Raw genomic sequence first — 12,316 nt, 5'->3', positions numbered from 1 at the left:
CACTATGCCTAGGTTCTCGCTGAAATTACATATTGCTGCGTTGTCGGTTTTAACAATGCATCAAAAACGACAGGTTCATACAGTGGATGAATATTTAGATAAGCCTGAATGCTTAAACACAATGCCCCCATATTGTGCCCATCCAACAACATCTCTACCCGTATTTGTCTTAACCGAGGTTCATGAGCTGCAATTGACTGTTCAATAGATTGGCAAATCTTGTCACGATCTAGCGGATTGGCTGTAGATAGCCCCACAAAATCAATAATACCGAACTGAAGTATAGATTTTTTAACTAGCGGGTAATCATCAACTACATGATCCAATTTAGCGACTCGACTGTTAAGTAAGTCTTCTAAATCTTTTGCTACCGATTCTCTTAATTGCTGAATAGAAAGACCTTTTGCATAATCTTCACTTTCAGGAATTAAGCGGTCAAACAAAGTTGAACGAAATCCATATGGATAAAGCCGATCTAAATTCATTCGAGTTCACAACAAGCATGCTTAAAGACAGCAGAGGCTAACTTTAAGTCAGCCTCCACCAAATATTCACTTAAACAATTACGCTGCGTAAGAAGCAGTATTGTTAGAAAGTGACCATTTCTTAGTAACAGCACCTTTAGCAGTACCGTTAATATCTTGTTGATTGTAAGTCCATTCAACAGCTGCGTATTTCAAACCAAACGCTTCTGTTGGAACACCTTCTTCATTAACTGTTGGAGTTACACTAGAAACTAGAACATGCTTCAATTTGATTTGTAAGTACTTGATGCGCTTATCACCATTTGCACGGTAGAAGTCAATTTGTACTTCATCAAATGTATAACCAGCTGAACATGCTTCCCATAATTTCGGGCTAGTTGCATCTAGATCTTTAACAAAAACCATGTCTGAATGTTCAACACGTTCAGCAGTATGACCACCAACACTACTTGAAGTAGCAGATTTAGGTTGACGAATGTTATGAGACCAAGAGTTAACTTCTAACCAGCCTTTGTGCTCAGAGTCACGAGACTCTCCATCAACTTTGTATTTACCGCGAAACTCAACGTATATATCTTTCATTTAGAACTTTCCTATTTTTAATTTAAAGTTATTCTTTCGCTGACCTTTATTAATTTGAGGACTGAGGTAACTCAGTGACAAGTCGTAAAGAAACTGACAACTCGTCCAGCTGGAAGTGTGGTCGCAAGAAAACCACAGATTTGTAGTGACCTGGTTGAGCAGGGTCTTCTACAACTTTTACAGACGCTTCACGTAGAGGGTATTGAGCTTTTGCTTCTTGAGAAGCGCCATCGTCAAGTAATACATACTGTGACAACCACTCATTTAAGAATGCTTCAACATTTCCAGCAGAAGCAAAGCTACCCACTTTATCTCTCATCATTGCTTTTAAATAATGAGCAATGCGTGAAACGGCCATGATGTACTGAATTTGACTCGATAAAGCAGAGTTAGCATTTGCTGTATCATTGTCATATTTTTTAGGTTTTTGAGTTGATTGCGCGCCAAAGAAAGCAGCGTAATCAGTGTTTTTACAATGCACTAAAGGAATAAAGCCTAAATCGCTTAATTCTTTTTCACGGCGATCAGTGATTGCAATTTCGGTTGGGCATTTAAATACCACTTCGCCATCTTGTGTTTTAAAAGTGTGTACAGGCAAGCCTTCGACTAAACCACCACCCTCAACACCACGAATTGCAGCACACCAACCATGCATATCAAATGCATTTGTTAAACGAGTACCGAAAGCATAAGCAGCATTCATCCACAAATATTCATTGTGGTTTGCGCCTGAAACATCTTCAGCAAAGTTGAAGCCTTCAGTAGCTGTTCCTTCCTTTGGATGATAAGGAAGACGACCAAGCACATGTGGCAAGGTTAAAGCAACATAACGAGCATCTTCACTGTCACGGAATGAACGCCATTGTACATATTCAGCTGTTTCAAAGATTTTTGAAACATCTCTAGGACGATCAATATCTGTAAATGACTCTAGACCAAGAATGCTTGGGCTAGCGGCCGAAATAAATGGCGCATGAGCAGCTGCAGCAACATGAGAGATTTGCTCAAGCAAATACATATCAGAAGGCGTACGGTCGAATTCAAAATCACCAATGAGCGCTGAATATGGTGCACCACCAAAAGACCCGTATTCTTCCTCATAGATTTTTTTGAATAAGGTGCTTTGATCGAAGTCTGTAGCGCCTTGGAAATCTTTTACCAACTCTTTCTTAGTCGTATTTAACATACGAATTTTAATAAGAGGGTTAGATGGTGTCTCTTGACAGAAGTAATAGAGACCACGCCAAGTTGACTCAATTTTTTGGAATTGTTCATTGTGCATGATCTGACTTAATTGACTTGAAATCAGCGCATCAATTTCTGCAATACGTTTATCAATTGATAAGGTCATATTTTCAGAAACTGCAATTGTGCCTGCCATTACTTCTTTAGCAAGCTCACCGATTAAGCTTTTTGCACGCGAATGTTCTTCTTCATTTCGAGCAATACGACTTTCTTCGACAATCGAGTCTAAGAGATTAACCTGTTCATTTTCAACAAGAGGCATTGCTGCAGATTGAGTATTATTCATGATCAGCCTCCGCACTTAATTTACGAATCTGATCTGTATTTTTAAGAACTTCATCAAGTAAGTCTTCTAAACGTTCACTGTTAGAAATTTTGTTTCTTAAGTCAGTTAAACGCTCACGAGCTTCCACAAGTTTCTTTAATGGATCAACCTGTTGAACTACATTTTCTGGACGAAAATCTTCCATTGACTTAAATGTTAAATCAACAGCGATCTTACCGCCCTCTTCTGTCAACGTATTATCTACCTGAAAAGCAGCTCTTGGAGATAATGACTCCATAACTTCATCAATATTATCTAAATCAACATTAATGAATTTTTTATCTTTTAATTTTGTACGCTCAAGCTCAGATGCAGCCGAAAAATCACCCATCACACCCACAACGAATGGTAGTTCTTTCGCTTCTTTTGCATCACCAATTTCGACATCATATGTAAGCTGAACACGTGGAGGTCGAATTCGCTGAAGCTTCTTTTGTACGCTCTCTCTCTTAGCCATAAGATTCTATTCCGGATTATTTAATTAAAGGGTCAAAAGGCGAACTTTTTGATTTATTAACAGTGGCTGCAGGTGCAGCTTTAGGTTTTACTGTAGTCGTCTTTGCTGGGCTTGATACTCGTTTATTTGACGTTCTAGAAGTACTCGCTTTATTACGCGTTACATACTGTTTTTTATAACTTCTTTTTTCGTTATCATCTGAGCTACTTTCTGAACTAGCTTTAAAGCTCGATGGGTCCGGGGCAGGCATGGCAGTATGAATATTTTCAATTAACTGCTTTGCAGGAGGATAAGTCACATCATTGCTTAAATATCTCAGTTCCTGAGTACGCATTTGCTGTAAAGAGTTATTTGCAATGCTCACACCGGATAAAAACAAGACATCTGTTATTAATGAACCGCGTATATTTTGACTTTGCAATTGACTTGCTAAATTCAATGCTTTAACTGGTTGATTGGTCTGATAAAACCGCATAGCAGCTTTAGCTAATAAATCATTTTTTTGAGTTGTATTATCGCTATCACAAACTTGCTTAAAAATATTCAATAGCTCAGGATCATTTTGACCTTCAGCTAAAGGGTTCTTCTTAATACAACTTTTTTTAAGTTTTACAGGCTCTAGTTCTGCTGCTTGAGCATATGATAGACCGATAATGTTTCCAGTCAAAAAAAGTATCAAAATACTTCGTTTCAACACAACTTTCATTCCTCTGTTTTCTTATTTATTCAAGGCTTTACTGAAAAGTTAATATCCTTAAAACATTAAAAAATCAGTCTAAAAACCTTATATTCAAAAAATTTAGACGCAGTTTATCATATAAACAAACATATTTTATATAAAAAACATATCAACTTAAACCAAAAGTAAATAGTTAAGATGCTCATAAAATATAGCTTAACAAAGTTATTCTTATAAAAATATAATATTGTTATTTTTTGTAATTAAAAATAAGTCTTTGAATTTTATAAATTAAATAAAAATTAAAACTAAACAAAAAATTATCATAAATATCACTTAGTTAAGATTTATGAAACATTTTCTTAAAAATATTTTATTTAATTTAAAAGATAAACGAATTAAATGATTGTAAAAGATACATTTCAAATTTATGAAAGTAGAAACTCAACATTAATAAAAATAAAATTGTCAAGACTAATCGGTCTATTTAGTATATTTTTTATTTCACTTTGTGAGAGCAAGTAGAATCAATAAAGCCCATAGATTTGTAAATAAACATCTTTCCTTTAGGGTCAAGCTCTTGCATAACCCAAAACCATATTCGATATCAAGAAAATTAAACTATTTGACTTTATATTTTTAAAGGATATTGCGATTTTTAAGTTTGGAAAGGCTCTTCTATTCAAAAGAGCCTTTTATTTAAGTATAAATTTAGATTTTAGACTTCCAATAATTAGCTTTCTCAGGATTATATCTTGAACTACTATCATCCGAATAAATATTAAATAACAACTCTATTCCAGCCTTATTTCCATTGCGTACAGCCATTTCTGCATATCGTATTGACTCATCTAAATTTTGTTTCATACCTGCACCATTATAATATTTAAGAGCAGTATTATATTGCGCTAACGCATGTCCATGATCAGCCGCACGCTTAAACCAAACAAGTGCTTTAAGTGGATCTTGCTCTACCCCCTCACCTCGCTCATAAGCCAAACCTACATTGTTTTGTGATTCAAGATCTCCCTGTTCAGCAGCTTTTAATATCCATTTAAAAGATGCTTTGATATCCTTTTTAACGCCATCCCCACCATATAATTGAGCAGCAACTACTGTCTGGGATTGTATGAGTCCTAACTCAGCAGATCGAATAAAATATGTAAACGCTTTTGCTCTATCCTGTTTTACATTTAAACCTTTGTAATATGCCAGCCCAACATTGTGAATTGCGGAAGGGTTTCCTTTTTTAGCTCCTTCTTCAAACCACATTAAAGCTTTTTGATCATCCTTTTTTACAACTTGATTGCCATTTCGATAAATCATTCCTAATTGAAGCATGGCATTTGAGGAGCCTAATTGTGCAGATTTCTCAAATAGTTCTAATGCTTTCTTTTGATCAAATTTTTCACCTTCGCCTGTGGCATACATAGATGCCAATACAAAAATAGCCTCAGCATCATTTGCTTTTGCAGCCTTTTCTAGCTCATGTTTAGACTTATATTCAGACAAATCTTTATAATCTTTAGTCAAACCTCCGTGAGTGTATTCTTCTTTCTGTTGACTGCATGCAGATGTGACTAATATTAAGGTAATGACAAACAATCTAAGCTTCATTAAACAACCTTTTACTTCAAAAATTTTTCTTATCAAAATAATCTTCTGGATAAGGATCATTACCTTTTAAATTTTTTCTATATTTCATTACACTAATCTGAACACCATCATCAGTTAAAAATCATTATAGAAATCCTGTTCTTTTGGATATTCAAATCCTAGCTTTTCAAATATTTGCTCCGATAATGCTCCAAAATTTTCATACGATTTGCTATAACCAAAATAATTAACAAAACCAGAAATTGCTACAGTAACAAATAAAGTAATGCCAACAATCTCTAGAAAATATAAAATAGTATTCACAGAATAAGAAAAATTAAAAATAAAATAAAATAAAAATTAAGAGAAAACCCCATGACAACAATGTAAAATAATAAGTTTGCTTAAAAATGGCTTTATAACCCATTTTTACTGAACGCCCCATCTCATGAATCATATACAATAAGCCTGATTTAGGGTCGATAATTGCATAGACCTGATAACGTCCATCTACAGGTTTTTCGCTAATTACGGCAATCAACTCATCATTTTCTTCAAAACGTGCTGTCGTAAATTGACCTACTAATGGATACTTATCTATTTCACCTATAAAAGTTATACCATCCTTAGCTTTAGCGGCCATTACTAATATAGGTGCACTGGTAAGCAGCGAACTACTTTCCGCGAGTACACCTGCAAAAGCAGTACCAGCCGCAATTCCACCAATATTCTGTTTAACTGGAATTTTAGACTTTGCTTTTTCTAAAGAATGTATTGGACCTTTAACTAACTTAAGGTTTAATTTATATTCCACTACTTATTCGCTTGTTGTATTCTTACTAAAATAATCTTCTGGGTATGGATCTAGGCCTTTTAAATTTTTTCGATACTTCATTACACTAATCTGAACACCATCATCAGTTAAAAAATCATTATAGAAATCCTGTTCTTTTGGATATTCAAATCCTAGCTTTTCAAATATTTGCTCCGATAATGCTCCAAAATTTTCATACGATTTGCTATAACCAAAATAATTAACAAAACCAGAAATTGCTACAGTAACAAATAAAGTAATGCCAACAATCTCTAGAAAATATAAAATAGTATTCACAGAATAAGAAAAATTAAAAATAAAATAAAATAAAAATTAAGAGAAAACCCCATGACAACAATGTAAAATAATAAGTTTGCTTAAAAATGGCTTTATAACCCATTTTTACTGAACGCCCCATCTCATGAATCATATACAATAAGCCTGATTTAGGGTCGATAATTGCATAGACCTGATAACGTCCATCTACAGGTTTTTCGCTAATTACGGCAATCAACTCATCATTTTCTTCAAAACGTGCTGTCGTAAATTGACCTACTAATGGATACTTATCTATTTCACCTATAAAAGTTATACCATCCTTAGCTTTAGCGGCCATTACTAATATAGGTGCACTGGTAAGCAGCGAACTACTTTCCGCGAGTACACCTGCAAAAGCAGTACCAGCCGCAATTCCACCAATATTCTGTTTAACTGGAATTTTAGACTTTGCTTTTTCTAAAGAATGTATTGGACCTTTAACTAACTTAAGGTTTAATTTATATTCCACTACTTATTCGCTTGTTGTATTCTTACTAAAATAATCTTCTGGGTATGGATCTAGGCCTTTTAAATTTTTTCGATACTTCATTACACTAATCTGAACACCATCATCAGTTAAAAAATCATTATAGAAATCCTGTTCTTTAGGATTTTCAAAACCCAATTTTTCAAATATTTGCTCTGATAACATTCCAAAATTTTCATAACTTTTACGATAACCAAAGTAATTCACAAAAGCCATCATTCCTATGCACATGAGTAAGCTTATAAAGATCCAAGATAATAAAGAGAAAAAAGAATTCCAAGAGTAATTGAAATCAAAAATATAGAAAAGCAAGAACATTATTGACACCCCACCTCCACAAATAATAGTAAAATAATAGGTTTGCATAATAATAGCTTTATAGCCTTTTTTTACCGATCGCCCCATTTGATAAATCATATACAATAGACCTGATTTGGGATCGACTATTGCATAAACTTGGTAGCGTCCATCCACGGGACTATTATTAATTACAGCTATCAATTCGTCATTTTCTTTAAAACGAACCGTCGTAAATTGTCCTAATAAAGAATGTTTCTCTATTTCCCCCGTAAAGGTGATGCCATCTTTAGCTTTACCTGCTATTACTAGTATAGGAGCACTGGTCAGCAACGAACTACTTTCAGCTAGCACACCTGCAAAAGCAGTCCCAGCTGCAATTCCATCAATACTCTGATTTACGGGAATTTTAGACTTTGCTTTTTCTAAAGAATGTATCGGACCTTTAACCAACTTAAGATTTAATTTTAAATTTTCCATTTAGACACTCACCACAGCATTATTAAACTCTTTTTCTTCTTCTTTAACATCTTTAAAAGCATCTTCACCATTTTCCTTTTTTAGCTTGAATGCACATTTTTGACACCAATCTTGCATGGCATTATCTAGGACATAATTCTTTAAATAAATCTCTAAGGCGACAAGTGCTATCCCCAATACACTTAGGGTTGCAGCAGCTTCTATCGCCCTAATACCTAATAATGCACGGCCAATTACATATTTTTCAACATTATAATACAGTGATGTGTTTTTCATGAGTGGAAGATTCAAGAAAGCACTAATTCCTACAACTAAAGTCGCAAAAGAGTTAATTGTTTTGGCAGTATTCAGTGCTCTTGCATATGGATTACTTTCATTCCACGACTTATAGGCACTTTTCCCATCAATTATTAAAGAAAATATAGCACCCGCGATCGCGAAATATGCCCCACACTTAGCAATATACGCGGCACGCTCTGCAAAAGAAAACTTTTCCATTGAGCTACTGCCCACTTCTAAAATAGCAGCTGTTGTTGCCATCATGCCTGACATATATGACAAAGTATTATCTACGGATGGATCAATATTAAACTTAGAAATCTGTGTTCCTAAGTTAATCAGTTCAAATATTGCAACCACACCAGATACACGCAAACCTGCACTTGGTGAACTATTTGCAATAATCCGATCAATTTGTTTGGCTGCTTTACTTGGGTTGGTTGCGGATGAAGAATACTTTTTCCAGTTGTTCTGCACCATTTCAGGTGTCAACTTAATCCGACCCGTTAAAGTTTGAACTGGAATAAGATAATATAGAGAGTTTTTTGCAACATGCTCAACCAATGCCCCACTATGAGCAAAAGTATAAAACGTTAAGCGTCCAAGTTTTTTTGCAAATTCTGAACTTGGCGTATATTTCATACTCCACTTCACTGCAGTTTGGGTCAGTTCAGACATCCAGTAAAACGTTTTTAATAGGCTAAATTTTTGCCCATGTAACATATAACCGTTATTGGTTTTATCTGCTGCCCATTCTTGCCAAGCTTTATCTGCCGCAACAAATGCTGCAATCGCAGTTTTAGCTGCATTTTGTCCATCATCCCAAGAAATATCGATAATACTTGGTGCCGCTGCATTATATTTATTTTTTAAACTTTCTTGGTTATAACAAATTGCCCTCATATAAATATTTTCTTTGGCAATTTTTTCTACGCCTAACCAAGTTTCAAGTAATGCTTGTCCACTCTGCACCCCACTCATCCCATTAATCATATCCATCGCATGAACATAAAAAATATTTCCATATGGAACTTGCACTTGATCATCATAAGCATGAAGGGCATTTATTACAGCTTTAGACAATAACCATTTAATATGGTCATCTCCTATAGCTCTTGCTCCAGCTAAACACTCTTGAATTAATGCGTTAATTTTTTTATCAAAATTTGATTTAGCCACCATATCTAAATTTGGCTTATATTTTTGAATCCAAATCTGCTCTCCGTCCCTCCTACTTAATTTACCCATATCTTCAGTATAGACACCTTTATTTGCTCTTTGTTTCTCTTGAGCCTCCTTTAATAGCCTCTCTTGTTCTTCTTTTGATTTTCTTTTATATATTTTTTCTAACTCATAATTAATATCATCAGCATCTGTTAAATTTTTTGGTAACTCATTCCCTAGCCCCATTAATACTATACTTTTAGTTGCCTGTGCACTAAATTGGCTGCGTTCATTTAACAATTTATTTTCTAAACAGATTTTAATACTATCAATACATTGAGAACTATGTAAACGGTGCTCGTTTGTAAAATCTCCTTCTTTTTTTGCTAAAAAATCCATTACTTTTTTAAATTCTGAATTGCGCAATGTATTTAATTTTCTTGTAATTCCTACAGGATCATATAAAGCCATACAGGCAAGCGATTTAGGCTCATCTTTAAACTTGTTTAATGTCGCATCGATACGGTTTTTACCAAAACTGTTTAGATTATAAACCGTAGTTTTAAATTGGCTTGCAGCAATACAATGTTCTTGCGCACTTCCACCATTAATTAAAATTTTCTGCCACTTTCCTTCTGTTACAAACTTATCGGCATTTTTTTCATATTCAGATATTTTGGCCTTACTCATAGGCACATGCGTATGAATAATATATGCAATCTTCGCCTCATCTTTAGGGTTACTTTCTACAGCTATCACAGATGAATTAAAACTATGACCTGCTCCTTTACATGCGAACTCTGGAACACTTTTAGGTGCTTCTTTACCCACAGGAAAATAAGACAAATGTCCATTTGGAGTAACTTTATATCCAGCCCACTCCAAAGCTCCAGATGTTCTTTTTACTAAGCGATAGATATAACCAGTATTAATCATCTCAACTGCATATTTGAGATGGCTTAACTGAATATCTTTGACATTTTTACCCAAGGTTGCAGGTAAAGCAGGTGGATTGTCTTTAACAACGGTGTATCGTAAAGGTAAAATATTGAAGCCCTTTTTACGACAAAAATTTGAACACTCTTTCTGGGCCTGCCCAGCACTACTATTTTGCATGTTTGCAGCAGTTGACTGTTTCGCTGATTTTGCAATTTCACTTTCTTCAATCTTCTTATTAATATTTTTAGCAACTGTTGGGTTGCGCATATCGCCCACTGCTTTGGTTTTTCCCATAACAGGAATTTGACTCTGCTTCTGTTTTTGCTGAGCAATAGTCTCATTAAATAAATTATTTGATTTTGACTTGCCCAATATCATTTTTTGATTTTCTGACATCTTTTTATCCATTCAATTCTTTAGCTATCTGCTCATATAAGTCTTTCGTTACATAATCCATAGCGTCTGTAAAAGACATTTTATTCATTACACAATGGTCGTAGAGCACATTGGTTACCATAGGATGCTGTATAAAATTTTTATGTATAATTTGGCTGTAAAGACCATATGTAACTAAATCTAAATAATTTTGAAGACCATAATCGTAGTAAGCCTCTTTAAGATTTTGATGGATTTCAACTGGATGAATTTTTATTAGATCAACTTGTTCAAATTCATTTAATTGTTGAAATACATTATTAGCAATTTCAATTAAATCCAATTCTATAGATTGCTCAAGGTTCACTTTTGTTAGATTCAAGATTGATCGCGACTCATCGTAAGACTTAAAGCTAAATAGACCTTTTGGATGCAAAAAATGCCATTCTTTAAAGCCATTTAATAAGCCACCTACATATTCTGTTTTAAAAATCTCATCCAAGTAGATCATGACTCTAGGATCATACCAACGGAAAAGAATTTTTTTACCTTGATCAGAAATCACTAATTTAGTTTTTATCTGATCTCGCAATTCCTCAAGTGAGCGTGTCTTCGCCACGCCATACCCATGAACAAAATAGCAATCATTCGTAATATTTTTGTTTCTCGATAGATTTTGCAATAAATCTTCTTTGACTTGCTCAAATACTTTTTTATCATCAATACAAATAAAAAAGAGGTTGGACTTTGCAATTTCTTTTTTATGCGCTAAAGGAATATATGTAATATTTTTGTTTGATAAATTATCTATTACACCGTTAAAAATAGAATCATTCAGTGTAGTATCTAATAAAAAAATGATCTTGCCATATTCATTCAGAATTTGGATGCACTGTTCTTCAACTTTAGAAGTTATATCTTTTAAATCATTATTTTGAGTTGTATTAAAAATTGACAAACTCATGATAAATCTACCTTAGCCGAACCATTTTGAGCAGCTTGAGTTTGCTTAGCCGAACAGTCTGGTAAATCTAATGCAGGTGGATTTATTGATGATCCCCCCATAAACAAATGCTGTCCTGCTTTCACCTCAAGCTTACCGCCCGTAACAGGAAAAATACCTGAACCGTTCAGCTTAACTTGAGATCCATTTGCAGTCAGATTAATTTCAGTTGGGCTAGTAATAAAAACTGTGTCTTCGGTTGAAGTAATCTTTACACCTTTTCGAGCAACCACATCTAAGGCATCACCTTGAGCCTGAATTTCTACTTTGCCTTGACCAGCAAAAAGTCGAGCACCCTCCTGAGCGGCAAATAGACTAATCTTTTGGCTCGCATGACTCACTATATTCTTTTGTGTACTGATATTAATGCTATCTCCAGCACTTTGAGTAAGCTGACCATTTGCACTGAGGTGTATATCTTCATTACTACTTACAGCAATACTTTTTGGAGATGCCAGCAGCATCACTGCTGATTGAAACTCAGCAGCCTTTTTAGGATCTTCTTGTTTAAGAACTTCTAGGAAAGTCTGAATATTCTCAAGCATATCTAACGGGTCAGTTTGCTGATTTTTAGCAACTTCGCTGAGTGCCTTGGCATTGTTGAGGCCGCCTTCGATTTGTTGCTTGGCCTCATTTGCATCAAGGTGTACACCTTGAGCTTGATCCTGCTTATGTGTACTAATGAGTAAGCCGCTGCCTGCTCTAACTGCCCCCCATTGGTCTGTTCGTATCTCGAAACCTTCACCTCGGCCTTCGCTTTCTGGTTTGTCTTTTGGATGGCTTAAGTTACC

The 12,316-nt window shown here is 34.8% G+C and carries 10 protein-coding genes and 2 pseudogenes; all 12 read right to left on the bottom strand.

Going from position 1 to position 12,316, the window contains the following annotated elements; genetic code table 11:
* Positions 1-8: 8 nt before the first annotated feature.
* Entirely contained in the window at positions 9-485 is a 477-nt protein-coding gene (tssE, locus tag J536_RS17395) for a type VI secretion system baseplate subunit TssE (protein ID WP_002048404.1), read from the bottom strand.
* A 78-nt stretch (positions 486-563) separates the two neighbouring features.
* On the bottom strand, positions 564-1,067 hold the full coding sequence (locus J536_RS17390; RefSeq protein WP_000653195.1) for an Hcp family type VI secretion system effector: 504 nt from the start codon (positions 1,065-1,067) through the stop codon (positions 564-566).
* Between the two features lie 49 nt (positions 1,068-1,116).
* The gene (gene tssC / locus J536_RS17385) at positions 1,117-2,598 is read right to left on the bottom strand and encodes a type VI secretion system contractile sheath large subunit (protein ID WP_032063483.1); all 1,482 of its coding nucleotides are present in this window, start codon (positions 2,596-2,598) and stop codon (positions 1,117-1,119) included.
* Positions 2,591-3,094, bottom strand: coding sequence for a type VI secretion system contractile sheath small subunit (tssB, locus tag J536_RS17380; RefSeq protein WP_005041656.1), 504 nt, complete (start codon positions 3,092-3,094; stop codon positions 2,591-2,593). The genes tssC and tssB overlap by 8 nt, the downstream gene beginning before the upstream one ends.
* A 16-nt stretch (positions 3,095-3,110) precedes the next feature.
* Complete coding sequence (locus J536_RS17375; protein ID WP_032063482.1) at positions 3,111-3,800, bottom strand: hypothetical protein; 690 nt, start codon at positions 3,798-3,800, stop codon at positions 3,111-3,113.
* Positions 3,801-4,484: 684 nt separating this feature from the next.
* Entirely contained in the window at positions 4,485-5,390 is a 906-nt protein-coding gene (locus J536_RS17370) for a tetratricopeptide repeat protein (RefSeq protein ID WP_032063481.1), read from the bottom strand.
* A gap of 16 nt (positions 5,391-5,406) precedes the next feature.
* A pseudogene (locus J536_RS26225) lies at positions 5,407-6,183 on the bottom strand (putative type VI secretion system effector).
* Positions 6,184-6,186: 3 nt separating this feature from the next.
* A pseudogene (locus J536_RS26220) lies at positions 6,187-6,970 on the bottom strand (putative type VI secretion system effector).
* Between the two features lie 3 nt (positions 6,971-6,973).
* Positions 6,974-7,765, bottom strand: a complete 792-nt coding sequence (locus J536_RS17355; protein ID WP_032003311.1) for a putative type VI secretion system effector — start codon at positions 7,763-7,765, stop codon at positions 6,974-6,976.
* Entirely contained in the window at positions 7,766-10,543 is a 2,778-nt protein-coding gene (locus tag J536_RS17350; protein ID WP_032063477.1) for a T6SS effector BTH_I2691 family protein, read from the bottom strand. It lies immediately after the preceding gene.
* A gap of 4 nt (positions 10,544-10,547) precedes the next feature.
* A complete protein-coding gene (locus tag J536_RS17345) occupies positions 10,548-11,486 on the bottom strand; it encodes a hypothetical protein (protein WP_032063476.1) in 939 nt (312 codons plus the stop codon).
* The coding region (locus J536_RS17340; protein ID WP_032063474.1) for a DUF2345 domain-containing protein at positions 11,483-12,316 on the bottom strand (834 nt) is incomplete at its 5' end. The genes J536_RS17345 and J536_RS17340, both read right to left, overlap by 4 nt.

The sequence above is a fragment of the Acinetobacter sp. 809848 genome (assembly GCF_000581275.1).
GTDB lineage: Bacteria > Pseudomonadota > Gammaproteobacteria > Pseudomonadales > Moraxellaceae > Acinetobacter > Acinetobacter pittii.
Note: the sequence above shows the minus strand (reverse complement) of the source record. Positions and strands in the feature narration are given on the sequence as shown.

Coding starts and splice junctions, on each gene's coding strand:
- tssE (WP_002048404.1), bottom strand. CDS start 485: ATGAATTTAGATCGGCTTTATCCATATGGATTTCGTTCAACTTTGTTT.
- J536_RS17390 (WP_000653195.1), bottom strand. CDS start 1,067: ATGAAAGATATATACGTTGAGTTTCGCGGTAAATACAAAGTTGATGGA.
- tssC (WP_032063483.1), bottom strand. CDS start 2,598: ATGAATAATACTCAATCTGCAGCAATGCCTCTTGTTGAAAATGAACAG.
- tssB (WP_005041656.1), bottom strand. CDS start 3,094: ATGGCTAAGAGAGAGAGCGTACAAAAGAAGCTTCAGCGAATTCGACCT.
- J536_RS17375 (WP_032063482.1), bottom strand. CDS start 3,800: ATGAAAGTTGTGTTGAAACGAAGTATTTTGATACTTTTTTTGACTGGA.
- J536_RS17370 (WP_032063481.1), bottom strand. CDS start 5,390: ATGAAGCTTAGATTGTTTGTCATTACCTTAATATTAGTCACATCTGCA.
- J536_RS17355 (WP_032003311.1), bottom strand. CDS start 7,765: ATGGAAAATTTAAAATTAAATCTTAAGTTGGTTAAAGGTCCGATACAT.
- J536_RS17350 (WP_032063477.1), bottom strand. CDS start 10,543: ATGTCAGAAAATCAAAAAATGATATTGGGCAAGTCAAAATCAAATAAT.
- J536_RS17345 (WP_032063476.1), bottom strand. CDS start 11,486: ATGAGTTTGTCAATTTTTAATACAACTCAAAATAATGATTTAAAAGAT.